The organism is Pseudomonas morbosilactucae, assembly GCF_023241715.1.
GTDB lineage: Bacteria > Pseudomonadota > Gammaproteobacteria > Pseudomonadales > Pseudomonadaceae > Aquipseudomonas > Aquipseudomonas morbosilactucae.
Map to the genome: position 1 here is coordinate 1 of NZ_JALQCW010000002.1, position 26,710 is coordinate 26,710.

At 63.9% G+C, this 26,710-nt stretch carries 20 protein-coding genes and 3 pseudogenes; 8 read left to right on the forward strand and 15 right to left on the reverse strand.

Annotation, left to right across the window (positions count from 1 at the left end; all coding sequences use genetic code 11):
- On the forward strand, window positions 1–429 hold a 429-nt coding region (locus tag M1B34_RS00135), incomplete at its 5' end, for a hypothetical protein (RefSeq protein ID WP_268264171.1).
- On the opposite strand, the pseudogene sohB reads toward M1B34_RS00135, so the two are convergent.
- Window positions 318–1,339 (reverse strand): annotated as a pseudogene (gene sohB / locus M1B34_RS00140) (protease SohB). The gene M1B34_RS00135 and the pseudogene sohB overlap by 112 nt on opposite strands.
- A 205-nt stretch (window positions 1,340–1,544) precedes the next feature.
- On the opposite strand from sohB, the gene M1B34_RS00145 reads away from it, so the two are divergent.
- The 5 genes from M1B34_RS00145 to M1B34_RS00165 all read left to right on the forward strand — a co-directional run bounded on the left by M1B34_RS00145 (window position 1,545) and on the right by M1B34_RS00165 (window position 6,493).
- Complete coding sequence (locus M1B34_RS00145; RefSeq protein ID WP_268264099.1) at window positions 1,545–2,255, forward strand: histidine phosphatase family protein; 711 nt, start codon at window positions 1,545–1,547, stop codon at window positions 2,253–2,255.
- 51 nt (window positions 2,256–2,306) lie between these two features.
- Window positions 2,307–2,621: an SCP2 sterol-binding domain-containing protein gene (locus tag M1B34_RS00150; RefSeq protein WP_123335978.1), complete on the forward strand. Its 315-nt coding sequence runs from the start codon at window positions 2,307–2,309 to the stop codon at window positions 2,619–2,621.
- Window positions 2,622–2,880: 259 nt separating this feature from the next.
- Window positions 2,881–4,599, forward strand: a complete 1,719-nt coding sequence (locus M1B34_RS00155; RefSeq protein WP_268264100.1) for a hydrogenase maturation protein — start codon at window positions 2,881–2,883, stop codon at window positions 4,597–4,599.
- Window positions 4,600–4,703: 104 nt separating this feature from the next.
- Window positions 4,704–5,594 (forward strand): aminoglycoside phosphotransferase family protein, encoded by an 891-nt coding sequence (locus M1B34_RS00160; protein WP_268264101.1) that lies wholly within the window; start codon window positions 4,704–4,706, stop codon window positions 5,592–5,594.
- 137 nt (window positions 5,595–5,731) lie between these two features.
- Window positions 5,732–6,493, forward strand: coding sequence for a hypothetical protein (locus M1B34_RS00165; RefSeq protein WP_268264102.1), 762 nt, complete (start codon window positions 5,732–5,734; stop codon window positions 6,491–6,493).
- Window positions 6,494–6,525: 32 nt separating this feature from the next.
- Here M1B34_RS00165 and M1B34_RS00170 read toward each other — a convergent pair whose 3' ends face one another.
- Window positions 6,526–9,153, reverse strand: coding sequence for an MGH1-like glycoside hydrolase domain-containing protein (locus M1B34_RS00170; protein ID WP_268264103.1), 2,628 nt, complete (start codon window positions 9,151–9,153; stop codon window positions 6,526–6,528).
- A gap of 201 nt (window positions 9,154–9,354) precedes the next feature.
- Between M1B34_RS00170 and M1B34_RS00175 the strand changes: the two genes are divergently transcribed.
- The gene (locus tag M1B34_RS00175) at window positions 9,355–9,828 is read left to right on the forward strand and encodes a hypothetical protein (protein WP_268264104.1); all 474 of its coding nucleotides are present in this window, start codon (window positions 9,355–9,357) and stop codon (window positions 9,826–9,828) included.
- A 50-nt stretch (window positions 9,829–9,878) separates the two neighbouring features.
- Window positions 9,879–10,991 carry an SMP-30/gluconolactonase/LRE family protein gene (locus M1B34_RS00180; RefSeq protein WP_268264105.1) on the forward strand — a complete coding sequence of 371 codons (1,113 nt, stop codon included), beginning with the start codon at window positions 9,879–9,881 and terminating at the stop codon, window positions 10,989–10,991.
- Window positions 10,992–11,091: 100 nt separating this feature from the next.
- Here M1B34_RS00180 and M1B34_RS00185 read toward each other — a convergent pair whose 3' ends face one another.
- The 13 genes and pseudogenes from M1B34_RS00185 to tolR all read right to left on the reverse strand — a co-directional run bounded on the left by M1B34_RS00185 (window position 11,092) and on the right by tolR (window position 26,707).
- On the reverse strand, window positions 11,092–11,325 hold the full coding sequence (locus tag M1B34_RS00185; protein WP_123335966.1) for a DUF465 domain-containing protein: 234 nt from the start codon (window positions 11,323–11,325) through the stop codon (window positions 11,092–11,094).
- 137 nt (window positions 11,326–11,462) lie between these two features.
- A pseudogene (locus M1B34_RS00190) lies at window positions 11,463–14,119 on the reverse strand (excinuclease ABC subunit UvrA).
- Window positions 14,120–14,174: 55 nt separating this feature from the next.
- Entirely contained in the window at window positions 14,175–16,310 is a 2,136-nt protein-coding gene (locus M1B34_RS00195) for an ATP-binding protein (RefSeq protein WP_268264106.1), read from the reverse strand.
- 177 nt (window positions 16,311–16,487) lie between these two features.
- On the reverse strand, window positions 16,488–17,147 hold the full coding sequence (locus M1B34_RS00200) for a DUF799 domain-containing protein (RefSeq protein ID WP_268264107.1): 660 nt from the start codon (window positions 17,145–17,147) through the stop codon (window positions 16,488–16,490).
- Entirely contained in the window at window positions 17,144–17,515 is a 372-nt protein-coding gene (locus M1B34_RS00205; protein WP_425273476.1) for a DUF4810 domain-containing protein, read from the reverse strand. Before M1B34_RS00205 ends, M1B34_RS00200 begins: the two co-directional genes overlap by 4 nt.
- A 29-nt stretch (window positions 17,516–17,544) precedes the next feature.
- A complete protein-coding gene (locus M1B34_RS00210) occupies window positions 17,545–18,225 on the reverse strand; it encodes a CsgG/HfaB family protein (protein ID WP_268264108.1) in 681 nt (226 codons plus the stop codon).
- Between the two features lie 240 nt (window positions 18,226–18,465).
- Window positions 18,466–21,549 carry an error-prone DNA polymerase gene (locus M1B34_RS00215; protein ID WP_268264109.1) on the reverse strand — a complete coding sequence of 1,028 codons (3,084 nt, stop codon included), beginning with the start codon at window positions 21,547–21,549 and terminating at the stop codon, window positions 18,466–18,468.
- Window positions 21,546–22,957 (reverse strand): annotated as a pseudogene (locus M1B34_RS00220) (Y-family DNA polymerase). Before M1B34_RS00220 ends, M1B34_RS00215 begins: the two are co-directional and overlap by 4 nt.
- A 7-nt stretch (window positions 22,958–22,964) precedes the next feature.
- Complete coding sequence (gene imuA, locus M1B34_RS00225) at window positions 22,965–23,582, reverse strand: translesion DNA synthesis-associated protein ImuA (protein ID WP_268264110.1); 618 nt, start codon at window positions 23,580–23,582, stop codon at window positions 22,965–22,967.
- Window positions 23,582–24,199, reverse strand: a complete 618-nt coding sequence (gene lexA, locus M1B34_RS00230) for a transcriptional repressor LexA (RefSeq protein ID WP_268264111.1) — start codon at window positions 24,197–24,199, stop codon at window positions 23,582–23,584. Before lexA ends, imuA begins: the two co-directional genes overlap by 1 nt.
- A 256-nt stretch (window positions 24,200–24,455) precedes the next feature.
- Entirely contained in the window at window positions 24,456–25,340 is an 885-nt protein-coding gene (locus tag M1B34_RS00235) for a Dyp-type peroxidase (protein ID WP_123335952.1), read from the reverse strand.
- 114 nt (window positions 25,341–25,454) lie between these two features.
- Window positions 25,455–26,264: a TonB family protein gene (locus M1B34_RS00240; RefSeq protein ID WP_123335950.1), complete on the reverse strand. Its 810-nt coding sequence runs from the start codon at window positions 26,262–26,264 to the stop codon at window positions 25,455–25,457.
- Complete coding sequence (gene tolR, locus M1B34_RS00245) at window positions 26,261–26,707, reverse strand: protein TolR (RefSeq protein WP_123335948.1); 447 nt, start codon at window positions 26,705–26,707, stop codon at window positions 26,261–26,263. The genes M1B34_RS00240 and tolR overlap by 4 nt, the downstream gene beginning before the upstream one ends.
- Window positions 26,708–26,710 lie beyond the last annotated feature (3 nt).

Genomic DNA, 26,710 nt, shown 5'->3' on the forward strand with positions numbered 1-26,710 from the left:
TTCACCTTTGGCGCCAACGACAGCGTCTCCGGCACGGCCACCGGTTCGACCTATTCCGTCAACGGCAACCTGGTCTACACCATCACCGGGATGTCCAAGAGCGCGGCGACCCTGGCGGATTTCAGGGCCTTATCGCTGGCAAGCCAGCTCCTACAAAAGCCGGCTCCTACCAATAACGTGGGGCAACGCACATCTGTAGGAGCCCGGCTTGCCGGCGATGGCGATTCCAAGACTGGTGTTGGGCTTGAGGACCCTATCGCTGGCAAGCCAGCTCCTGCAAAAGCCGGCTCCTATGCAAGCCGGCGTCTGCAAATGGGTTACCAGAAGCGTTGCTGGGTCAGGCGGCTCCACCAGGTCAGCAGTACGCGATCGATCGAACCACTGGCGGCCAGCCCTACTCGCTCCTGCAAGCTCTTGCGCTCGGCGTAGTTGAGGTGGAACAACTCCGCGCTCTTGGCCCGCTCAGCCAGGTATTCGTCACTGGTCTGCAGCTCGTCCACCAGCTGTTTATCCAGGGCCGCGACACCCAGCCAGACTTCACCGGTGGCCACTTCATCAATGGCCAGTTGCGGGCGATAGCGGGAGACGAAGTTCTTGAACAACTGATGGGTGATGTCCAGGTCTTCCTGGAATTTTTCCCGGCCCTTCTCGTGTTTTCGCCAAACACCGTCAGGGTGCGCTTGTACTCGCCAGCGGTCAGCACTTCAAAGTCGATGTCGTGCTTCTTCAACAGTCGATTGACGTTGGGCAACTGCGCCACCACACCAATGGAGCCGAGGATGGCGAACGGAGCGCTGATAATTTTCTCGCCGATGCAGGCCATCATGTAGCCGCCGCTGGCCGCCACCTTGTCAATGCACACCGTCAACGGCACACCCGCCTGGCGGATACGTGCCAGTTGCGAGGACGCCAGGCCATAGCTATGAACCATGCCACCGCCACTTTCGAGGCGCAGCACCACTTCGTCCTTGGGCGTGGCCAGGGTCAGCAAGGCGGTGATTTCATGGCGCAGGCCTTCGGTGGCCGAGGCCTTGATGTCACCGTTGAAGTCCAGCACGAACACCCGAGGCTTGTCCTCAGGCTGTTTTTTGCTTTTCTTCTCGGCCTTGCTTTCGGATTTGCGCAAGGCCTTGAGCTGATCCTTGTCCAACAGGCTCTGCTCCAGGCGCTCGCGCAGGCCCTTGTAGAAATCATTGAGCTTGCTCACGTGCAACTGCCCGGCGCCTTTGCGCCGGCCTTTGCCACGCAGCGAGGCAGCGGTGACCAGAACCACCAAAATAGCGATGACCAGGGTGACGGTTTTAGCCAGAAAACTGGCGTACTCCGAGAGAAACTCCACAGGGACTCCTTAACGACATGCACCACTGCCAACGAGCGGCGGAATGGGCCCCAGCATACCGGCGAGACCGATCGCCGACCAGCCGCGAAACCTCCTGTAACCACGCTCCAATAAGCTTTTCAAACAAGCGTATGTTTTTTCATTGACAGCTCACCGGCATCCTCATAACCTCGCAAAACTTTCAACGTACCGGGACGACGCGGACGTGGGCAGCATCTACTTGATTCGACATGGCCAGGCCTCTTTCGGTGCAGACGACTACGACGTGCTGTCAGCCACCGGCGTGCGCCAGGCAGCGGTCCTCGGCGATCACCTGGCCGCCCTTGGGCTGAGCTTCGATCGTTGCCTTTCCGGTGACCTGCGCCGTCAGCAGCACACGGCCAATACGGCGCTGGAACAGATGAGCGCCGCAGGCCTGAACACCCCGGCCCTGGAAATCGACTCGGCGTTCAACGAGTTCGACGCCGACGCCATCATCCGTGCCCTGCTGCCCGACCTGCTGCCTGAAGAACCCCAAGCCCTGGAGACCCTGCGCAACGCCGCGCAGAACCGCGCCGAGTTCCAGCGCATCTTCGCCCTGATTATCGAACGCTGGCTGGCCGGCACCTACGATCCCCCCGGGCTGGAAAGCTGGCTGGGGTTTGTCGAGCGGGTCCAGGGCGGCTTGCAACGGATTCTGGCTGAAGCCGACAACCGGCAGAAAATCGCCGTGTTCACCTCGGGCGGCACCATCACCGCCCTGCTCCACCTGATTACTCGGATCCCGGCGGCCCAGGCCTTCGAGCTCAACTGGCAAATCGTCAACACCTCGCTCAACCAGCTGAAATTCCGCGGACGCGAGGTGTCCCTGGCTTCCTTCAACAGTCATGCCCACCTGCAACTGTTGAAGGCCCCCGAACTCATCACTTTCCGCTGAGTCCGGCTTACTGTGCCCCTGGCTGTAACCACCCCATAAAAGGATCGAACCATGACCTCCGTAGCTGATGCCGTACAAGCCATGAAAGCCAAGTTCAACCCAGCTGCCGCTGCCGGCCTGGATCTGGTTTTCGGTTTCCGTATCGATGACTCCAAGCACTTCTCGCTGATCGTCAAGGACAGCACCTGCGAGCTGCAGGAAGGCGAAAACCCGGACGCTCAGGTGACCCTGGTGATGGACGGTGAAACCCTGGAAGGCATCGTCAGCGGCGAAACCGACGGCATGCAAGCCTTTATGGGCGGCAAGCTGCGCGCCGAAGGCGACATGATGCTGGCCATGAAATTGAGCGAGCTGTTCCCAGCCTAAGACCCTGCAAAGTCCGGCTGTACACGAATCCCGCCCCTGAGGCGGGATTCGTCGTTTCAGGGCCACCCAACGCGTCTAGCCCGCCACTTTGCCCTGGATCAATACCACTCGGCGGCTCAGCCTTCAGGCGGCACGCTTGATTGATCTCGGTCAGCTTTCGCCCATCAGCCCCCCTCTACTCTTGCGCCTCCATCGCGGCCAGGGACGGCTTCAGCCGGGGCCCTTTGCCGCACCGTTTCACTCACGGAAGAGTCTGTTTATGCGATCACTGAAGATCATCCTGCTGTCCACCGCCTTTAACGGCCTGACCCAACGGGCCTGGCTCGACCTGCGCCAGGCCGGGCACCGTCCCAGCGTGGTGCTGTTCACCAGGGAAGACGACGTTTGCCGGCAGATCGAAGACGCCGAGGCAGACCTGGTGATCTGCCCCTTCCTCAAGGACCGCGTGCCCCAGCAACTGTGGCGCCACCCCAAGCGTCCGGTGGTGATCATCCACCCAGGCATCGTCGGGGACCGTGGCGCCAGTGCCCTGGACTGGGCCATCAGCAAGGAACTCAAACGCTGGGGCGTGACCGCCCTGCAGGCCGTCGAAGAAATGGACGCAGGGCCGATCTGGTCGACCCATGAATTCAACCTGCCCAACGGGCTGCGCAAGTCCGAGCTGTACAACGGCCTGGTCAGCGACGCCGCCATCCACTGCATCCGCGATGTGGTGGAAAAATTCCGCAACGGCTTCAGCCCTGTCCCCCTGGACTACGATAACCCCTCGGTGCTCGGCCGCCTGCAACCGAACATGAAACAGTGCGACCGCACCTTCAGTTGGCACGACAGCGCTCAATTCATCAAACGCAGCATCGACGCCGCCGACGGCCAGCCGGGCGTCCTGGCCAGCCTCGCCGGCGGCCAGTACTACCTGTACGACGCCCACCTGGATTCCCGCAGCGGCATGCCCGGGCAATTGCTGGCGGTGCACGATGATGCAGTGCTGGTGGCCTGCGGCGATCACAGCCTGTGGATCGGCGCCCTGCGCCTCAAACCCCAGCCCGGCGAAGACACCTTCAAACGCCCGGCCCGCCATGTACTCGGCGAACGCCTGGCCGAGGTGCCAGTGCTGGACTGGTCGGTGGCCAGCACCCCCTTCAGCACCGAAGCCTACCAGCCAATCCGTTACCGCGAATCCGGCAAGGTCGGCGAGCTGACCTTCGAGTTCTACAACGGCGCCATGAGCACCGAGCAATGCCAGCGCCTGGTCAATGCCCTGCGTTGGGCCAAGGCCCGAGACACCCAGGTCCTGCTGGTGCGCGGCGGTCGTGGTGCTTTCAGCAACGGCGTGCACCTGAATGTGATCCAGGCGGCTCCCGAGCCGGGTCTTGAAGCCTGGGCCAATATCCAGGCCATCGACGACGTCTGCCTGGAACTGCTCACCGCGCGCCAGTTGGTCGTCAGCGGCCTGACCGGCAATGCCGGCGCGGGCGGCCTGATGCTGGCCCTGGCCGTCGATGTGGTCCTGGCCCGTGCCGACACCGTCTACAACCCTCACTACAAGAGCATGGGCCTGTACGGCTCTGAATACTGGACCTACAGCCTGCCCCGCGCCGTTGGCCAGCCGCTGGCCCGGCAACTGACCGAAGCCTGCCTGCCCATCAGTGCGCTCCAGGCCTTGCAGATGGGCATGGTCCAGGAAATCGGCCCACGCTGCCCGGACGAGTTCGGCCTGTGGCTGCTGCAGCGGGCCAACGGTGTGCTCAACGAGCCGCGCTACCAGGACCTGCGCCAGCGCAAGCTGGAAGCCGACCCGCAGTTGATGCAGCACTGCCGCAACGCCGAGCTGGAAGAAATGCACATGGACATGGTGCAGAACCGCAAGGGCTTCGCCGAGAAGTGCCGCCATTTCGTCTACAAGCGCAAGGCCTGTTGCACCCCTGAACGGCTGATCGAAGGCTGGGCCAAAACCCAGGACATCGCCCTGGTGGGCTGATTCACCGCCTGAGCGGCATGCTTTCAAAGTACCGCCAGGCCACGTAGTATCGCCGCCCTTTGTTGCCGCCCCCCGGGGCGGCAGCTGTCTGCAAGGAGGCGAGCATGCACGACATTCCAGGCCATGCCACGTGGCGCAGCATCGAAGCACAAACCCTTGGCTGGTCCAGCGATCGGATCTTTCACATCGTCGACGAACAAGACCAACACCTGCTCTTGCGCACCAGCGACGCCTCTCAGTACGTCAACAAACGCGACGAGTTCCAGTGGACCCAGTATCTGGCGGCCAAGGGCATCGCCATGTCCCAGCCCTTGGCCTTCGGCCTTTTTGATTCAGGACGCCAGGTTTATTCGCTGTTGTCGTGGATCGAAGGCAAGGATGGCGCGCAATGGGTGGCCGAGCAGCCCGCCGCAGCCTGTTATGAGCTTGGCCTGCAAGCCGGTCGAATACTCAAGCAGATCCACAGCGTTGCCGCGCCTGGCGGAACTGAAAACGCCGAACAGCAGATGCGTACCCTCTACCGTAAAAAGCTCGAACAGTATCAGGGCTGTGACTACAAGGTGGCCCATGAGCAAGACTTCCTGCAGTTTCTCGAACAGCACTTTCATCTGCTGGCAGACACGCCGCTGGTGTTTCTCCACGGTGACTATCACCTGAACAACATGATCGTGGGCGCCGATGACCAATTGTCGATCATCGACTTCAACCGCTGCCGTTTCGGAGACCCCGCGCGTGACTTCAACAGGCTGGCGCTGTTTTCCTGCAACCTCAGCAGCGACTTCGCCCGCGGCCAGGTCGACGGCTACTGCGCAGGCAAGCCCGACCCGGCCTTCCTCACCCGCATAGCGTTCTACGTCGCGTTCGACACCTTCTTCAGCGTGCTCTGGGCCATGTCCTTCGGCGAGCAGGAAATCCACGCCACTCTGCAACGCACGCAAAAAGTCTGGGAAGACTTCGCCGGATTTTCCAAGCATGTGCCTCATTGGTATTGCTGATAGGCGACGCAGCCCGTGCTGTGCCCCCCAGTTTCACCCACGCTTGTTTGATAGCAAGAAAGAAAACAGCTGCCACGATTTCCCCTCGCGTGGATCGCAGAGTTGAAGACACCATTGGAAAAATCTAAGGAAAGACTATGAACGCCAAGGTTAAGAACACAGAAGAAGCCCAGGAAAAAACCGGTAAAAGCCCGATTGCCTGGGGCATGATCGGCTCAGTGATTCTGGCAATCACCACTCCGTTCTTCTATTTGAACGGCAAGGCCTACCACGATGGTTACCTCGGCTACTTTCAGCTGGAAACCTCGATGTTTCCCATGGACACCTCCACCACTTTCGTCAACGCAGTTCTGGCCTGGTATCACGCCATGACCAACGGTTTGAAAGGAGGAATGGAGTTCATTGGGCAGCACTGGCTATGGGCCGTAATCGTCTGCGCACTGAGCATTCTGGTGTTCGGCGGCCTCAACTATCTGATCGCCTTGTTCAACAAAAAACTCACTGACAAGAAGCAGTCCGCCAAGCAACCGCAGGCCACCGTTCCCGCCCCATCCTTCTTCAAGGAGATCGGCAAATGTGCGCTGTACATCTTCATCCCCAGCTACGGCCTGTTTGTGGCGATGTTTTTCATCTCCTTTATCTTGATGATCACCATCACCCCCTTTGTACTAATCGGCAAAGACTCGGCGGCCGAGGATCTGAAAAACGGCTTCAAAGACTCACCCCAGGTGACCGTCAATGACCCGGATGGGCATAAGGGCACTTACCGGATCATGCAGTGCTCGACATCCTTCTGTGCGCTCTACGCCGATGGCAAGGCGATCACGGTTCCTATCGCCACGCTGAATTGGGCAATATCGGATGTCTCGAAAAAACTTAAGGTGCAGCAAGGGAACTGAACCCCGCTGCGCGCCCTTCCCTATTGCTGCAGCTAAGCCTGCAACAGCAACGCCACCAGCGCCGTCCAGCCAGTCTGGTGGCTAGCCCCCAGACCGCGCCCGGTTTCGCCATGGAAGTACTCATGGAACAACACCAGCTCGCGGTCCTCGGCATCGACCTGCAATTGCGGGTAGCCACTCATGGACGGCCTGCGCCCGTCCTCGTCCAGCAAGAACAGCCGCGTCAGGCGCTGGCTCAAGCTGTCGGCCACCTCCTCCAACGACGCCAGATACCCGGAGCCCCGCGGGTACTCCACTGAGAAGTTGACGTCGTAATAGCGATGAAACTCCCGCAGGGATTCGATCAGCAAGTAGTTGATCGGCATCCACAGCGGTCCACGCCAGTTGGAGTTGCCGCCGTACAGCCGCGAATCGGATTCCGCTGGCACATAACGAGCACAGAGCTGCCGGCCATCGACCTGCATGGCAAACGGCTGCTCAAAGGCCTTGGACAGGGAGCGGATGCCGAATTCCGAGAGAAACTCGCTTTCATCGAGCATGCGCTTGAGCAGGTCCTTGGTGCGCTCGCCCCGTAGCAACGCCAGGAGCATGCGATTGCCCTTGCCCGGCTCGTACCAGCGCGACACCAGGCTCGCCAAGTCCGGACGGTGATGCAAAAAGCCCAGCAGACGCTGGGCCAACCCCGGCAGGTTTTCATGCTCGTGCTGCTCCAGCACCTGCACCGCGAACAGCGGCATCAGGCCGACGATGGAGCGCAGGCGCAACGGTTCGTTCTGGCCGTCGGGCCGGTGCAACACGTCGTAGAAAAACTGGTCCTGCTCGTCCCACAGGCCCTCGGCGCTTTCATCCACCCGATTGATCGCCCCGGCGATATAGAGGAAGTGCTCAAAGAACTTCACCGCGATGTCCACGTACACGCCATTGCGCTTGGCCAGCTCCAAGGCGATACGCATCAGGTCCAGAGCATAGGCCGCGACCCAGGCCGTCCCGTCGGCCTGATCCAGGGCGAAGCCTTCCGGCAACGCGGCGGAACGATCAAACAGAGCGATATTGTCCAGACCAAGAAAGCCGCCCTGAAACAGGTTGCGGCCCTCGGCGTCCTTGCGATTGACCCACCAGGAAAAATTCAGCAGCAACTTGTGAAAGATACGCTCGAGAAAATCCAGGTCGCCCTGGCCGGTCAGGGCCTTGTCTTGCTGATAGACCCGCCAGCTGGCCCAGGCATGCACCGGCGGATTGGCATCGTCGAAACGCCATTCGTAGGCCGGCAGCTGGCCGTTGGGGTGCATGAAACGGTCTTTCACCAACAGCAGCAACTGCTGCTTGGCGAACCCCGGATCGATCAGGGCAAAGGCCACCGCCTGGAAGCCCAGATCCCAGGAGGCGTACCAGGGGTATTCCCAGGTATCGGGCATGGAAACGATGTCGCTGTTGGACAAATGCCGCCAATGGCTATTGCGCAGGTGCTCGCGTCCCATCGGCGGCGCCGGCTGCCCGGGGTCGCCGTCGAGCCACTGGTTGACGTCGAAGTAGTACAGCTGCTTGGACCACAGCAGCCCGGCCAGGGCCTGGCGCTGCACATTACGCGCATCGGCATCCGGAATGCCCTGTTGCAAGGCGGCATAAAACTCATCGGCCTCGCGCCGGCGCTGTTCGAACAGGCGGCGAGCATTGACCTGCTCACTGCCCGCTGGGGCAAAGCGCAGGAACAGACTCTGGCTCTCGCCGCCCTCCAACTCCAGGGCAAAATGCGCTGCGGCCCGGGTGCCGCCATCGAAGGCCACCGCCGTGGCCTGCCCGTCCACCAGGTAATCGTTGATGCCGTCCTTGAACGGACCCGGCGAGGACAGCCCATCGAGCTTGGGGGCATTGGTTTCGTTATTGCAGAACAACCATTGGCAAGGCTCCGCGCCCCAGGCGGTGATCTGCCGATCGGGCAGCTGCGCATGCCGTGCCAGCACCGTATCGCCCTCCAGGCGCAGGCTTGGCCGTTGCGCATCGCCACCCCAACGCCAACGGTTGCGCGCCCAGACCTGAGGCAGCACCCGCAAACGTGCCGGCTGGTGGAAACGGTTGTGCACGGTCACCCGCATAAAGAGGTCATCGGCCGTGTGCTTGGCGTATTCCACCGTCACATCGAAGTAGCGATTGTCTTCGAAGACCCCGGTATCGAGGATCTCGTACTCGCTGTCGTCGAGGCCGCGCCGGGCGTTTTCCACCACCAGATCGGCGTAGGGAAAGGCCGCCTGCGGGTACTTGTAGAGCATGCGCATATAGGCATGGCTGGGCACCCCGTCGAGGTAGAAATACAGTTCCTTGACGTCCTCGCCGTGGTTGCCTTCGGCGTTGTCCAGGCCGAACAGGCGCTCCTTGAGAATGGGGTCACGCTCATTCCACAAGCCAAGGCCCAGGCACCAGTGCTGGGCCTTGTCGGAAAACCCCGCCAGGCCGTCCTCGCCCCAGCGATAGGCGCGGCTGCGGGCGTGGTCGTGAGGGAGGTATTTCCAGGCATCACCGTCGGCGCTGTAGTCCTCGCGCACCGTGCCCCACTGCCGCTCACTCAGGTACGGCCCCCACTGGCGCCAGTGCTCGGCGTCAGCCCCCTGCAAGCGCTGGCCTTCGCGGGTATCGAGAATGCTCACTGGCGTTTTTTCCGTCATCAGAAAGTGCCCTGCCCTGCAAATAAATACCATTGTAGGAGTCGGCTTGCCGGCGATAGGTCCCTTGAGCCTTGTACACATCTTCAGGGCGCCATCGCAGGCAAGCCAGTTCCGACAGGGGGACGGGCAATACAAAAGATTGATCTGGGGCGTGGTCGTGCCTACGCTGCTACACAGTCGGCCTGTTGCCAAGGATTTATCATGATGACGCTGCCCCGCTCCGCATCGGTTGCCACTCTTGTCTGCGCCCTGGCCCTGCTCAGCGCCTGTTCCAGTGTGACCCGGGAAATCAACCCTGAACCCACCATCACGTCCGCCGGGATCCTGGCCTTTCGCGATATCTGCCTGAAGTCGGCACCAACCTTTGCCGGTGCCGAAACCGCGGCGAGAGCCCACGGCATCACTCAAATCACCGACGCCGGTTTCGCCAAGATGGGCATGAACCAGGACCAGACCCTGGGCGTGCAGATTCAGGCCAACAAGGAATGCGCGATCACCACCCCCAGCCAGAACGACAGCTCGCTGACCCTGCAATTCTTGAGCAGCGCCGGCAAGTTCTCCAGCACTCCGCTGGGCACGCAGGTGCCGGTGAAAATCACCCTTGATCAACAGACCTTTATCCTGATGCACGACCGCCGCGGCGGTGAAGCCTATGTGATGTTGAAAACCCCATAAGCCCGGGGCGGCCCCACAACAAAAACAACACCCCCACTACAGGACCCGCCATGACCCGCGTCGCTCCCCGCCGCTTCAAGGTTCACCGCCTGGTGTTGCTACTGATCGTGGCCATCGGCGCCTTTTTGTTATTGGCACCGACCCAGGTCCAACCGGTGGCCTGGACGCCGCAACCAGCGCCGTCCCTGAGCAGCGGCCCGTATGCCGAAAACCAAACACTCAAGGCCGTGGAACGGGTCGGCGCGGACGCTATCGACGGCCCGGAAGCCCTGCTGCTGGAGGGCAACCAACTGATCACCGGCCTGCACGATGGCCGGGTGATCCAGACCAGCCTCGACGGCACCACCCTCAAGGTGCTGGCCAACACTGGCGGCCGCCCCCTGGGCCTGGCCCGACACCCGGATGGGCGGCTGATCATCGCCGATGCCATCAAGGGCCTGCTGGCCCTGGACAGCAAGGGCCAATTGAACACCCTGAGCACCGAGGCCAATGGCCTGAAGTTCGGCTTCACCGATGACGTGGCGGTGGACGCCGCCGGGCGCTATGCCTATTTCAGCGACGCCAGCAGCCGCTGGGGCTACGGCCACGATCGCGAAGCGGTGATCGAGCACGGCGGCGACGGACGCCTGTTGCGCTATGACTTCCAGAGCGGCAAGACCGAGCAGTTGCTGGACCGCCTGGAGTTCGCCAACGGCGTCACCCTGGGGCCGGATGAGGCCTATGTACTGGTCAATGAAACCGGCGCCTATCGCATCAGCCGTTACTGGCTCAGCGGGCCCAAGGCGGGCAGCCACGATCTGTTTATCGACAACCTGCCAGGCCTCCCGGACAACCTCAGCTTCAATGGGCACAACCGTTTCTGGGTGGCCCTGTATGCGCCGCGCAACCCTCTACTGGACGGCACGGCCGAGTACCCCTGGGTGCGCAAAATGCTGGTGCGAGCGATGACGGTGCTGCCCAAGCCCGTGGAGAAACGCGGTTTTGTCATCGGCCTGGATCTGCAGGGCCAGGTGATCGCCAACCTGCAGGACGCCAGCAGCGGCAACTACTCGCCCATCACCACAGTGCGCGAATACGCCGACGGTCTGTACCTGGGGTCACTGAAGGCCCGCCATATGGCGCGCTTGCCATTGAGCCAGGCCTTGCACGGCGGGGCGTTGTAGAGGGTGCGTTGCAAGGGAGGCATTTTAGGCAGGGGATTTCAGCAAGACGGGGCGGGAAGCCGCGCCAGACGCGAGCTCCCCGCCGTGAGTTCGACCGGGGTCAGGAGTGGGCGGTGATTTTCTGGAAGATCTCGTCCTTGATCAGCAAACGTTTCTCCTTGAGCTTCTTCAGATCGTCATCAGCAGCGGCGGCGGCCTCGGCTTTGAGTACCTCGTCGTCGATGCTGGAGTATTTGTCGAACAGCGCATTCAGGTGTGGATCATTGGCCCGACGCTGTTGAATGTCTTCTTTGCTGCAGCTCAGATCCTGATACAGATCGTGGGTCACCGGCATGGAACACCTCCGTTGGTTGATCGGTGGCAAGCCCGCCGCAGCGTACCTGCCAGTTGTCAGCATGGCCTTGGCGAAGCGGGTCTGTCGACGACCAATGCCATTCGGCGCGACCGTTGGTCGCCTTGGGTCAGCCGAGGTCAGCCCCAACCCAGGGCCTGGGCCAGAAAAGGTGCCGTGCGGCTGCCGGGGTGCGCCGCCACCTGTTGCGGGGTGCCACACGCCACCAGGGTGCCGCCCTGGTCACCGGCTCCAGGGCCAACGTCCATGACCCAGTCTGCCTGGGCCACCACGCGCATTTCGTGCTCGACCACCACCACGCTGTGGCCGGCCTGGACCAGCAGGTCCAGTTGTTCCAGCAGGCGATCGACATCCCGCGGGTGCAGGCCAGTGGTGGGCTCATCCAACACATACAGGGTCGCGCCCCGAGCCGTGCGCTGCAGTTCGGTGGCCAGCTTGATGCGCTGCGCCTCGCCGCCGGACAGTTCGGTGGCCGGCTGACCCAGGCGCAAGTAGCCCAGGCCGATGTCGCGTAGCACCTCCAGGGAACGGCGGATCCCCGGTTGTTCGGCAAACACCGTAACGGCCTGGTCCACAGTCAGGTGCAACACCTGGGCAATGCTCAACCCTTGCCAGGTCACCGCCAGGGTCTGCGGGCTGTAGCGCGCCCCGTGGCAGGTGGGGCACGGCGCATAGACGCTGGGCATAAACAACAACTCGACACTGACAAAGCCCTCGCCTTCGCACGCCGGGCAGCGGCCCTTGGCGACGTTGAAGGAAAACTGCCCGGCGTCATAACCCAGGGTCCGGGCCTCGGGGGTGGCGGCGAACAGTTTGCGCACCAGGTCGAACAGCCCGGTGTAGGTCGCCAGGTTGGAACGCGGCGTGCGGCCAATGGGTTTCTGATCGACCTGGACCAGGCGCTTGATCTGCTCCAGCCCCGCCGTCACCCGTCCGTCGCTGAGGGCCGGTGCGTCATCTTCCAGATTCAATGCTTCCGGCTCGTCGCGGCCCGCCCCCTTGCCCAAATGGGCCCCCACCAGTTCCAGCAGGGCCTGGCTGACCAGGCTCGACTTGCCCGAACCGGACACCCCGGTCACTGCGGTAAAGCAGCCCAGGGGGAATTCGGCGCTGAGGTTATCCAGGTTGTTGCGGCGGATGCCCTCCAGGCGCAACCAGCCCTGGGCCTGACGCGGTGCACGCCGGGCCGGGGCCTGTTCAGCGAACAGGTAGGCGCGAGTCTGGGACTCCGGCACCTGGGCCAGGCCCGCTGGTGGACCGCTGTAAAGCACACGCCGCCGTGCTCGCCGGCGGCCGGGCCAACGTCGATCAGCCAATCGGCGCGACGCATGGTCTGCACATCGTGCTCCACCACAAACAACGAATTGCCCGCCGCCTTGAGCCGTTGCAAGGCTTCGAACAGCGCCTCGGCATCTGCCGGATGCAAACCCGCCGAAGGCTCGTCCAGCACATAGATGACGCCAAACAACTGCGAGCCCAACTGGGTCGCCAGGCGCAGGCGCTGCAACTCCCCGGACGACAGGGTCGGGGTGCTGCGCTCCAGGGCCAGGTAACCCAGGCCCAAATCGATCAAGGTGCCGACCCGCTCCAGCAAGTCCTGGGCGATGCGCTGGGCGGCCAGGCGTTTTTCCAGGGACAGGTTCGGCGTGTGCCGCACATCCGGTGCGCCGCCGTGGCCGGGCGCGCCCTTGGCCACCCGTTGCTGGCGCGCCTCGCGGGTCTGTTGGTGGCTCAACACCGCACCGCCCTCCTCGGCCTGCTCCAGGTAAGCCTGGGCCGCCACCGGCTTGAGCACCTCGGCCAATTGCAGCAAGGGCATCTGCGCCAGCTCGCCGATGTCCAGCCCGGCAAAGGTCACCGACAGCGCCTCGCGCTTGAGGCGCTTGCCCGCGCACAACGGGCACGGGCTGCCGAGCATAAAGCGCGACACGCGCTTCTTCATCAGCGCGCTCTGGGTGTGGGTGAAGGTGTGCAGCACATACCGCCGGGCACCGCTGAAGGTGCCCATGTAGCTGGGCTCCGCCTGACGTTTGAGGGCCTCGCGGGTCTGCTCGGGGGTCAGGCCGGCGTACACCGGCACGGTGGGGGTTTCTTCGGTGAAGAGAATCCAGTCACGCTGTTTTTTCGGCAGGTCGCGCCAGGGAATGTCCACGTCATAACCCAGGGTCACGAGAATGTCCCGCAGGTTCTGCCCCTGCCAGGCCAGGGGCCAGGAGGCCACGGCGCGCTGGCGGATGGTCAGCGACGGATCCGGCACCATGGACGCCTCGTTCACCTCATACACCCGGCCCAGGCCATGGCACTCGGGGCAGGCGCCCTGGGGCGTGTTGGGAGAGAAGTCCTCGGCATAGAGCATCGGCTGCCCCGGCGGGTAACTGCCGGCCCGGGAATACAGCATGCGGATCAGGCTGGACAAGGTGGTGACGCTGCCCACCGAGGAGCGGGTGCTCGGCGTGCCCCGCTGCTGTTGCAAGGCCACGGCTGGTGGCAGGCCGTCGATGGCGTCCACGTCCGGCACCCCGACCTGATCGATCAGGCGGCGCGCGTAAGGCGCCACGGATTCGAAATAGCGGCGCTGAGCCTCGGCGTACAAGGTGGAAAACGCCAGGGACGATTTACCAGAGCCGGATACCCCAGTGAACACCACCAGCGCATCCCGGGGAATGTCCACATCGACGTTTTTCAGGTTGTGCTCACGGGCCCCGCGAACCTTGACGAAACCAGTGCTGTTGGCCGGCAGCGCGGCGGCCGGTGGAACGGAACGCGAAGACGTCATGAATCGACCTTGTAGCAAAAATCAGGAAAGGCGCAGGGCCCGGGGCCCCGGATCATCACACAGACGGCGGCGCACTGCCCACCGATGCCAACACCCCGCGCACCATTCCCAGCAGCGCGTCGGGGCCATAGGGTTTGCTCAGCAGGTGCGTGTCGGGGCTGAGTTGATGATTACGGGATATCAGGTCACGGGTATGCCCCGAAGTGAACAGCACGGCAATCGCCGGCGTCTGGGTCTTGGCCCAGGACGCCAGGTCGCGGCTCTTGATCAGCCCGGGCATCACCACATCGGTGAAAATCAAATCCACCTGGGCGCCGTTCAGCAGCACCTGCATGGCCTGGTCGCCATTGGCCGCGGTCAGCACCTGGTAGCCGGCATGCTGCAACAACTCCACGGCAGCGCTGCGTACCGCCTCATTGTCCTCCACCACCAGGATGCGCTCGCCGGCGCCGCCCACATCCAGCATCGGCAGTGCCTCCTCGGCGCTGGCCTGTTCACGGCTGCGGGGGAAATACAGCTGCACCGTGGTGCCCTGCCCCGGGGTGCTGAGCATCTCGATGTGGCCGCCGCTCTGTTTGACGAAACCGAACACCATGCTCAAGCCCAGCCCGGTGCCCTGGCCATCGGTCTTGGTGGTGAAGAATGGTTCAAACGCCTGGCGCAGCACTTCGGGGGGCATGCCGCCGCCGCAGTCGCTGACCGACAGCCGCAGGTACTCCCCCGCGCCAATGTCCTTGCCCACGCAGAACTCCCGCTCCAGCGTCACATTCTGCGCGGCGATGGCGATGGTGCCCTCGCCCTGCATCGCGTCCCGGGCATTGATGGCCAGGTTGAGCACGGCGTTTTCCAGTTGATGACGGTCGACATGAATGCACCAGGGGTCGTCGGGCAGGTGCACCTCGATCTGAATGGTCTCGCCCAGGGCCCGCTGCAACAGTTCCCCGAGCCCGGCATACAGGTGCCGCGGGTTGTAGACCGCCGGCGACAACGGCTGGCGCCGGGCAAAGGCAAGCAGTTGTGCCGACAGGGTGGCACCGCGCTCGACGGCCGCCAGGGCCGCACGGGTGCGGCGCTGCACATTGGCGTTCTCCGGTTCGTGGCGGGCCAGCAGGTGCAGGTTGCCGGCGATGACTTGCAGCAGGTTGTTGAAGTCATGGGCCACGCCGCCGGTCAGGCCGCCGATGGCTTCCAGCTTCTGCGCCTGACGCAGTTGCTCTTCTGCCTCCAGGCGCGCATCGACCTCATCCAGCACCCGCTGCTCCAGGTCACGGGTCAACTGCCGCAGGGCTTCTTCGGCGATGCGTCGCTCGTGGATATCAATCAATACACCCGGGAAGCGCAAGGCCTGGCCCGCGCTGTCGAACTCACAACGGCCACAGGCCATGACCCAGCGGTAGCACTCGTCGGCGCCCCGCACCCGGTACTCGGCGTTGTAGGGCACGCCCCGGGCCAGGCTTTCATCAACCCGTTCGCGCACCCTGGGCACGTCGTCTGGGTGAATGCGCGCCTCGGCATTGGCCATGGGCAAGTCATCCAGGGGCTGTTCCAGGGGATAGGCGAAGGTGCGGGCAAAACGCTCATCGCCCGACAGCCGATTGGCCTGCAAGTCCCAGACAAAAGAACCCAGCAGCGCACCGGCATTCAAGGCCAGTTGCACCCGCTCGTTCTCGGCCCGATAAGCGTGCTCGGCGGCCTGGCGCCGCTGCTCGGAAATCACATGCTCGGTGGTCTCCACAACAATCGCCAAGACCCCGGCCGGTGCCTGGCTGTCGTCCGCCACCGGGCTGTAGTAAAGGTCCAGCCAGACCGTTTCCGGCACCCCGTTGCGCAGCAGTGTCAGGTCTTTATTGCGAAAGGACAGGGTCCCCCCGGCCAGGCAGGTGTCGACGATGTCACGGTTGAACTCGGCCACTTCCGGCCACCCAAGCTCCACCGGGCAACCCAAAAGGAAGGGGTGGCGACCGCCGGCAAACACCGCGTAGGCATCGTTGTAGATCATGTAGCCCAAGTGCCCCCAGAGCATCACCTGGGGCACGGGTGAACCGAGCATGAACTGCACGGTGCTGCGCAGGCTCAAGCTCCAGTCCTGCAACGGCCCGAGGTCAGTGATGGACCAGTCGAAACGGCGAATGCGCTCGGCCATCTCGCCTTTCCAGCCTTGGCATCCGTAGTCATCAGATAAGAACGGCATTGGCGAACTCTATGCAGAACATAACAGGGAGGATGTTCAGACAACGTGGCGCGACACCCTGAGCCTTTGAGTATGGCCCCTAAAGATGGTTTCACCTTTTCGCAAGACGACCACGAATGTTCCAGGCGCGCACCCACAAGTGGCGCCCGGAAAGAGCGGGTTGCCCGCCCCCTTGATTCAGTCGGTGCCGTACTTGGGCGAACGGGGCCCGTAAAGCAGGCCGGTCCGTTGCCCGGCGGACAGCAGTCGCTGGCTGGTGATCCCGGCGATCGGGTGCCCGGCGTCGGTGGCACTGTTGATGATCTGCTTGACCGCCGCCGTGATCAGCATGCCCACCAGGCCGCCTCCACCGTTATTGCCGCCCTCTTCGCTGGACGCCCGGGCGCTGCCGGTCCACAGCGTGGTACCGGACTTCAGGTCAACCAGGCGGGCACTGGCCGTGACCACGGTTTCGCTGGTGATCAGCATGTAGCTGGTGCCGTACTCCTTGACCGTGATGTATAGGCCGGCGTCCGCGCCAAAGATTTCATTGAGCTTGGCCGGGCTTACCTCATGAATATCCGCCGGAGTGGTCAGGCCATTGCTGCGGAACGTCTCATCCACCAGGGCGATGGGCATCACGTAGTAACCGGCTTCAGCCAAAGGAAAGGTGACTTGGGACAGCAGGCTGTAGGAGGCCTTGACGTCCGGCGACTCGTTGAGCGGCGGAAGCACCAGGATCGACTTCGGTCGAGCCTGCTTATAAGCCGAATAGTCCACGCTCTTGGGGGCGACACAGGCGGTCAGCGATACCAAGGCCAGTACCCCGAGCAGGTTGCGAAAAACACCCTGGATCATTGGGCACCTCCGGTCTTGGCGTTCTTGAGCAGGAAGTTCATGTACGGCGCGGACTCAGGGAACAAGGCCTTTTCGGTATTGAACTGCTGCACCATCTGATCGTCCTTACCCAGGCTGGAATAGAGCATGCCCAGGTGCGCGTGGTAACCCGGAGGCACCGCCTTGCCCGTAGACTTGATCTTCTGCAGGTCCCGCTCCAGAGCTTCGACTTGGGCTTCCTTGGCTTCCTCACCCTTGAAATACTCATACACCTGGGGCTGGTAGTCTTCCCATTGATAGAGCGTCTTGGGGCCACTGCAGCCCGCCAGCAACGCGCCGGCAAGCAGTAACGCAACCGGCATGGGCCGCGACATCAGGATTGTGTACATGGGTCAACGATTCCTTGTCAGTACCTTGATCAGCGGCCTGGGGTCCAGGCGCCGGAGTTGATCCCTTCCACCAGGCGGTTGATCGCCTCGCGCATGGCCAGGTCAAGCACCTTGCCGTTGAGGGTCGAGTCATAGGAGGCGGTCCCGCCGAAGCCGATGACTTCACGGTTGGACAAGGCGTACTCACCGGCGCCCTGGGTGGAATAGACCACCTCGGAAGTGCTGATATTGACGATATTCAGGTTGACCTTGGCGTAAGCCACCTGGGTCTTGCCACGCCCCAGAATACCGAACAGTTGACGGTCGCCGGTTTCCTTGCGGCCGAACTCGGTGACATCACCGGTGACCACGAAGTCGGCGCCCTTGAGCTTTTGCGCCTGCCCCTTGATTGCCGCTTCCTGCTGGATTTCGCCCATGTTGTCGCGATCCAGCACGTTGAAACGGTTGGTCTGCTGCAGATGGGTGATCAGGATGGTCTTGGCCTGGCCGCCGAGACGGTCCACACCATCGGAAAAGATGCCGCGCATGTAGCTGGAGCGGTTATCGAATTTGCCCACGGCCATCGGCACCCGTACGCCACTGTAGGCACGGCTGGCACTTTCGACCTTCTCCACCGGCAGTGCCCGCGAGCTTTCGGTGGCGCAACCGCCCAGGCTCGCCAAGACCGCCACGGCCACGCCAGACAGCAAAACCTTCGAGATCACTCTCATTCCGCATTCCCTCTTGAACATCGATGAAGCTGATTTTATCCCGCCACACAGCACCCGTTTGCAGGGGCTGCGCACCTTGAAAAGGTGTGGCGCGAACATCTGAAAACTGACGCGCAGAACGTCACTGGTGGGCGATTATGCCTAAGCGTCATGTGTCCGAACAGCATAAAAAACCCAGCAATCAAGTCTCGACCCCCTATTACCATAAGCCCCGCCGAGCATCGCCAACCGGGCTGCGACTCAACGAAAATCCCGGCTATGCACCGTAATCCCGCTTAACAATGGGGTCAGGTCCTTGAGTCGCCCGGCAATCAGGTGGCGCACTTCACCCTCGGTTTCCAGGGTGCCGTCCACTTGCAGCAACTGGGCGCCCACCAGCACGCGGCGCTGACGCTCGGCCAGATCACGCCAGACCACCACGTTGACGTTGCCGAACTCGTCTTCCAGGGTGACGAAGGTCACGCCACTGGCGGTGCCCGGGCGCTGGCGGCCGGTGACCAAGCCGGCAATGCTGACCGGGCGCCCGTGCGCCACTTCCAGCAATTCCCGGGAACTGCGGCAGCGCCGGGCCTTGAGCTGGGCCCGCAACAGGGCCAGGGGATGGGGCCCGAGGGTGGTGCCCAGGCTCAGGTAATCGGCTTGCAGGTCTTCGCCCCGGCTTGGCCGGGGCAGGTTCACCGGGGCCTCTTCCTGACGCGGCACGCTGGCGAACAACCCCAATTGCGTTTCCACCCCGGCCACCGCCCAGCGTGCCTGATAACGATTGCCCGCCAAGGCGCGCAAAGCACCGGCATCGGCCAGCAGTTCCTGGGCCCGGCTGTCGAGTTGGGCCCGCCGGCCAAGGTCGGCGATGTCGGCAAAGACCCCGGCGCGGCGCGCAGCTTCCAGGCGCCGGCCATCCTCCTCTCGAAAGCCCTTGATCATGCGCAAGCCCAGGCGCAAGGCCGGCTGCTGCCCGGCGATCGGCTCCAGGCTGCAATCCCAATCACTGGCGCCCACCTCCACCGGGCGGATTTCCAGGTGATGCCGCCGCGCATCCTGGAGGATCTGGTCCGGGCTGTAGAAGCCCATGGGCCAGCTGTTGATCAGGGCACAGGCAAAGGCCGCCGGTTCGTGACACTTGAGCCAGCAACTGGCGTAGGTCAGCAAGGCGAAACTGGCGGCATGGGATTCGGGAAAACCGTAGCTGCCAAAACCCTTGATCTGCTCGAAAATCTGCGCCGCGAACTCGTCGCTGTAGCCTTTGCTGCGCATGCCATCGCGCAGGCGCAGGCGATGGGGCTCCAGGCCGCCGTGGCGTTTCCAGGCGGCCATGGAACGGCGCAACTGGTCGGCCTCGCCGGGGGTGTAGCGGGCGGCGACAATGGCGATCTGCATCACCTGCTCCTGGAACAGCGGCACGCCCAGAGTCCGCTCCAGTACCCCCTCCAACTCTGCTGAAGGGTAGGTCACCTTTTCCTCACCTTTACGCCGGCGCAGATAGGGATGGACCATGCCGCCCTGGATCGGCCCGGGCCGGACAATCGCCACCTCGATCACCAGGTCGTAGAACGTCTTGGGCCTGAGCCGCGGCAGCATGGACATCTGCGCCCGGGACTCGATCTGGAACACGCCGATGGTGTCGGCGCGGCTGATCATCTCGTAGGTGGCCGGGTCCTCAGAAGGGATGCTGGTGAGGCTGTAGCGTTGACCACGATACCCGTGGATCAGGTCGAAGCAGCGGCGAATGGCGCTGAGCATGCCCAGGGCGAGGATATCCACCTTGAGCAGGCCGACCCGGTCCAGGTCGTCCTTGTCCCACTGGATAATGGTGCGCTCGGCCATGGCGGCGTTTTCCACCGGCACCAGGCTGTCCAGGGGTTCTTCGGAAATCACGAAGCCGCCGGGGTGCTGGGACAGGTGCCGGGGAAAGCCGATCAACTGCCCGGTCAAGCCCAGCACCCGGCGCAGCAGCGGGTTGTCGGGGTCGAAACCGGCTTCCTGCAAGCGCTCGGCACTGGGTGGCGTGTCGCTCCAGTGGCCGCAACAATCGGCCAGGGCGTTGATCTGGTCCGGCGGCAAGCCCAAGGCCTTGGCCACGTCCCGCACCGCGCCGGCGCCGTGGTAAGTGCTGACCACCGCGGTCAAGGCCGCCCGCCCCCGGCCGTAACGACGGAACACGTACTGCAGCACCTCCTCCCGGCGTTCATGCTCGAAATCCACATCAATATCCGGCGGCTCGTTGCGCTCCCGGGACAGGAAGCGCTCGAACAGCAAGGTCGAGCGATCGGGGTCAATCTCGGTGATGCCCAGCACGAAGCACACCACCGAGTTGGCCGCCGAACCCCGGCCCTGGCAAAGAATGTGCTGGCTGCGGGCGAAGCGCACGATGTCGTGCACGGTGAGGAAATAACTCTCGAAGCCCAGCTCGCCGATGATCTCCAGCTCTTTGTCGATCTGCGTCAGCACTTCGGCCCGTGCGCCCTGGGGCCAGCGCCAGGCACAGCCCTGGGTCGCCAGGTGGCGCAGCCAGGACGCCGCGTCATGGCCCTCGGGCACCAACTCCCGGGGGTACTGATACTGCAATTGAGCGAGGCTGAAAGTGCAACGCCGGGCGATGTCCAGGGAGGCCTGCAACAAGGCCGCCGGGTACAGGGCCCGCAGGGTGTCAACGCTACGCAGGTGGCGTTCGCCATTAGGGTGCAGACGCTGCCCGGCCTCCGCCACCGGCAGGTGATGACGGATCGCGGTCATGGTGTCTTGCAAAGCCCGGCACCCCCGGCTGTGCATGTGCACATCGCCACTGGCCACGCTGGCGATTCCCAGTTGCTCGGCCAAGGCCAGCAACCGCGCCAGGCGCCGGGCATCGTCCTGCGCGCAATGCAGCTCCACGGCCAGCCACAGGCGCTCGCGGAAAATCCCCTGCAACCAACGGCCATGCTCCTGCGCGTGCGGCTCATCCCCCGCCGTGGGCAGCCACAGCGCCAGCAGCCCCGGCAAGGGTATTTGCAGGTCGTCCCGCAGCAGGCGGTACTGGCCCTTTTGCGCACGACGCCGGGCCTGGGTAATCAAACTACACAGGGCCTGATAGCCCTCCAGGCTTTCCACCAGCAACACCAGTTTCGGGCCGTCCTCGACCTGGATTTCACTGCCGATGATCAGCGGCACGCCACAGGCCTCGGACGCTTGCCAGGCGCGTACGACTCCCGCCAGGGTGCACTCGTCGGTGATCGCCAGGGCCTGGTAACCCTCGGCCCGGGCCCGCTCGAAGAGCTCCAAGGCACTGGAGGCGCCGCGCTGGAAACTGAAGTTCGACAGGCAATGCAACTCGGCGTAGCCGCTCATGCGAACCAGCCCTGCAACAGCAAGGGGCCGCCACCAACCGGGCGATAGGCCCAGCCTTGCTGGCCGCCCTGGGTTTCGACCAGGTAATAGTCGCGGCGCACATCGGCGCCGTCCCACCAGCCGGACTCGATGCGCTCCGGGCCCATGACAATCCGTGCAGCGCTGTCGGCCAGGGGCAAGGGTTCGGGCAGCAACCAGCCGGGGCGACGCAGGCCCGGCAGGACCGGCCCCGGTTGACGGTCGCTGGTGGCCTGCCAACTGCACTCCGGTCGGTGGTCGGCCAGGGCTCGCAAGCCATGCACCGCGTCATCCCCCAGGCGCGCTCGCAGGCGTTCGCGCAGTTGCTCCCAGGGCAAGGATTGCTGGGGGCGCTCATCGAACAGTTGACGGTGTTCAGGAACAAAGCGCGGCAAGTCCTCGGCCAGCAGGCGCAAGCTGCGCACCGGCGCCGGCACCTGGATCTGCTCCAGCGCCCGCGGGCCAGTTCAAAGAGCATGGCCGGGTCACGCTCGGCGCTGAGCAGGCCCACCGGGATCAGAGTATCGGCGCATTCAGCGTGCTCCAGATGCAGCTCGAAACGCTGCACCCCGCTGTCGCGACCGCAGAGAAAAGCCGCCAGGTCCGCCGTCAAACGGCGCAAGGGAAACAGCAGCGCCTGGTGCGACAAGACATCGAAATTCAGCTCGATGCGCAGGTCGAAACGGTCCGGCGGTTGATAGAAGGCCAAGGCCAATGGGCGCTCGCCCAGGAGTTGATCCAGGTGCTGAAGCAAGGTCGGGGCAAAACGCCGGGCCAGGCTCGAGCGAGGCAAGCCGCGCACCTGGGCGAAACTGCGCACGCCCATGCGCGACAAGGCTTCGGCGGTTTGTGCGGCCAGGCCCAGGCGCTCGATGGGCATGGCACCCAGGACCTGGCCCAGTTGTTCATCATCCGCCACGGCCAAGCCGTCATAGGCATTGGCCAGGACCCGGGCCGCCAATGGATTGGGCGCCGCGACGATACGGTGGCGAAAGCCCAGTTCCGTCAGCTCGCGACGCAGCCGCGCTTCCAGCTGCGGCCAGGGACCGAACAGGCCCAGGCTCGACTCGATCTCCAGCACCAGGGTGCGCGGGTAGGCCACGCTGACCTGGGAACTGAAGCCATAGGCCCAGGCCGCCAGGAACTGCTGCCAACGCTGGATTTCCTCGGGGTCGTATTCGGCACAGGCAAAGCCCTTGGCCAGGGCCTGGGCGGCCGTCAACGACTGGCCGGGGCGCAGGCCCAGCTCCCGGGCAGCGGTATTCACCGCTTGCAGCACCCGGCGTTGTGGGGTGCCACTGAGCAGAGCCAGGGGGGCCTCGGGTTCGGCGCGCTGACGCAGCGCGGCGTCCAGGGCCAACTGCGGAAATAGAATGCACACCCAACGCATGACCGCCTCAGTGCCCGGGGCTGAACGCGATGGGCGCGCCATGGGCCAGGCCGCCCCGGCACTTGAGTACACGCAATTGTGCGGGCCGGGCATCCACGGCAATGCGCAAGGCCGCCGGCGACGGGTTGACCGCCTCTGCCTGCGGGCGGTAGGCAAAGGCCAGGGTCTGGCCGGTTTCCGCCGCCACCTGCAAACGGCGCAGGGCGCGATCATCGGCCTGCTGCGGCCAGCACAACACGGCGCCGCAACTGCCCGAGCGCAGGCATTGCTCGGCGGCCCACAGGGCATCGCGCTCACTGGCCTGGATAATCGACAGCTGACGCACATCCACTCCAGCGTTCTGCCAGGCTTGGGGATAGGGCACATAAGGCGGTGCCACCAGCACCACTCGCTCCCCCGCCGCCGACAATCGGGCCAGGGCCGGCCACAGCAGTTGCAACTCGCCTACGCCCTGAGCGGCGATAAGGATTTCCGTCAGCGCCGCCTCCGGCCAGCCGCCCGTGGGCAGCACCGCATCCAGGGCTACATGGCCAGTGGCTTGAGGACTGGGGGCCGGCGCAGCGGGCCGGCCCTTCCACACCCGGCCGGCATTGAACAGCGTATCCAGCGCGACCACGGCCCCCATCAGCCTGGCCTCACCAGGCCGCAGAACACCCCTTCGATGGCCAGATCGTGATCAACCGTGACCTCGATTGGCGCATAGGCCGGGTTGCGCGGCAGCAGGCGAATGGCCTGGCCCTGGCGCTGAAAGCGCTTGATGGTCACTTCACCGTCCAGCCGGGCGATGACGATCTGCCCGTTGCGCGGTTCAGCGCTGCGGCGGACGGCCACCAGGTCACCGTCGAGGATGCCGTCCTCGATCATCGAATCGCCCTGGACCCGCAGCAGGTAATCCGGGGCCAAGGAGAACATCCCCGGGTCCAGCAACAAGCGGCCATGCACCTCGGCATCCACGCCAATGGGCGCGCCGGCGGCCACTCGGCCCAGCACGGGGATGTCCAGCAGCTCGGGGCGCGGCGCTTGATTGAGCAGGCGAATGCCCCGCGCCTGGTTCGGGTTGACCTCGATAAACCCGGCCTCGGTCAGCGCCAGCACATGCTTGCGCGCCACGCTGCGCGAGGCAAAACCAAAGGCTTCGGCGATTTCGGCCAGGCTCGGAGGCTGGCCGCGATCGGCGATGCGGTCACGGATAAAGGTCAGGATGGCACTGCGGCGGGGAGATAAAGTCGTCATGGAGTACATTTGTACTCCTCTCGGATTTTTCTGACAAGCACCGCTAATCCGCTGCCGGTGGGGGCAGTTTTGGGAGGGGTGTGGATTTTGGGAGCGCGATCGCTGGCAAGCCAGCGCCTACACAATGGGTGCGTGGCGCGGCTTTTTTTGCCGGCGATGGGGGGTGGCGGGTGTGATCGCTGGCAAGCCAGCTCCTACAAGGGGGCGGCGGGGGCGGCTGTTGTAGGAGCCGGCTTGCCGGCGATCGCGGTATGGCGGGGTTGGATCAGGCGGTTTTCAGGCCGCGCAGGTCGAGGTGGCCGTCCAGCAGTGGCGGGCACCAGTAGTAGCCACCGGTGATCGGCCGGCTCATGCGGTACAGGCCGTCGGTGATGCCGTCTTCCAGGCCGCTCATGCGTCGCAGTTGGGCTTCGAAAGCATTGAGGGTGTGACCGAAGGCCAGGAACATCAGGCCGCCCCGATCCCCTTCGATCCACGGCATCGAACGACGCACCATAAAGGCTTCCGGGGTGAAGCTCTCCTGAGCGGTGCGCTTGACGTGGGCCGAGACCGGCGCGTCGTCCAGCTCTTCGTTGTCGCTCAGGCGTCGGCCCATGATGTTGTCGCGCTCTTCGGGCTGCATGGCGGCAAAGCCCTTGAAGTCGTGCTGCCACTGCTGGATCGCGGCAAAGCTGCCACCGCGCAGGCCATCGACACCGTCCGCCAGGCCCGCCGCCACGGCCGCGTCATCGTGTGGGTTTTCGGTGCCGTCTTCGTAGCCGGTCAGGTCGTGGCCGTCTTTGTGGCGGAAGGTTTCGTTCATCTGCACCAGGCGCAAGGCCGGTGCCAGGGCCGCTTCCAGGGCATTGCTGCGGTGCAGCAATTCACCCCGGTCGTCGCCATGCAGCCAGACCCACAGCGCATGCTGGGTCGACGGGTTGTCGACGCCGACACCGGTCAAGGCCGGGAACGCCTTGAGGCCTTGCACGCGAGCGCCCAGGGCCTTGACCAGCGAGGCGCCAAAACCTGCTACCGCCGTTTTTCCATCCACCTGCGACAGCAACTGATCCAGGGCGGCGGGCAATGCCTCGATGGATTCAAGGGCAAAAAACAGATGACGGGCCTGGCTCGGAACGGGGGTGGCAAGAATGCCCGGCTGGTAGTAACTCATAACGACTCCTTGAAGAAAGCGCGAAGTTTACCCGCCAGCCCCCGGTTTGTGGTGAGCCGCGCCCATAAACCGGGGGATTTCGCCGCCTTTTTCTGCCCTGTAATCGCCTCGCAGTCACTTGATTCGATAATGAAACGTATTACGCACCGCCGGCACCGTCACCGCTTGCCCATCGACGATCCGCGGCTGGTAGCGAAAGGTGTTGGCCGCGGCCAGCGAGGGCCGCATAAACAACGGATGACAGCCGTCCAGCACCTTGGGATTTTCCACTCGCCCCTGGGGGTTGACGCTGTACTCCACGGTGCAATCACCTTCCAGTTCCTTGTCCAGGGCTCGTTGCGGGTAGTCCGGCGCCTCCTTGCTCAGGGGCAGGTATTGACGGCTGTCAGCGGCAGCCGCCTGTTGCCGTGCCCGTTCCGCCGCCACCCGCGCCTGCTCTGCCCGTTGCGCCTGCTGCGCCTGTTCCTGGGCCACCCGCTGTTGCTCGGCTTCGCGCTGGCGCTTTTCCGTGTCAAGGCGCTGGCGCTGTTGCTCGGCCTGTTCCTCACGCTTGCGCTCTTCCACACGCTTGCGGGCCAGGGCCGCCTGTTCGAGTTTCGGTGCCGGCTCGCGCACCGGCGGCAGCGGTTTGGCCGGCTCCGGTGGCGCACTCACCTGGGGCTCCACCGGGGCAGGCAGCGCCGCCACGGGCAAGGGTTCCGGGGCCTGGGGTTCAGCCGCCGGCGGCAACATCACCAGCTGGGTTTTCAACACCGCCGGCGCCTGCACCGGCGGCGGCTCCACCGCCCAGCCCAGCACCAACAGCACCAGGACACCCGCGTGCAAGGCCAGGGCCAGGGTCGCCGCCAAGCTGTTGCGCCAGAACACCTCGCGCGCCCGGCGCGGCTCGTCACAGAACGCGACCTGCAGGCTCAGCGCAGTCATTGCGGGGCCTCGGTCACCAGCCCCAGGTTGTGCACCCCGCCCTGCTGCAAGGCCGCCATGGCCGCGACCACACTGCCGTAACCGGCGTCCTTGTCGGCGCGGATATAGACCTGGGTGTCACTGCGCTCGGCGACAATCTGCGCCACCTTGGCGCGCATCTCGTCCAGGGCCACGGCGCTGTCGGTCTGGTTTTTCGTGTCCAGCTCGCCGCCCAGGTTCCAGTAGTAGCCGCCCTCGGCCTTCACCGACAACGTAAGAATCTGCTGCCGGGTGTCGTTGGCCAGGGCTTCACTGGCGACCTTGGGCAATTCGATCTTCACCCCCTGGGTCAGCATCGGCGCGGTGACCATAAAGATCACCAGCAGCACCAGCATCACGTCGATGTAAGGCACCACGTTCATTTCCGCCTTGGGCCCGTGCTTGCGTTGCGGCCTGACTAACATGTG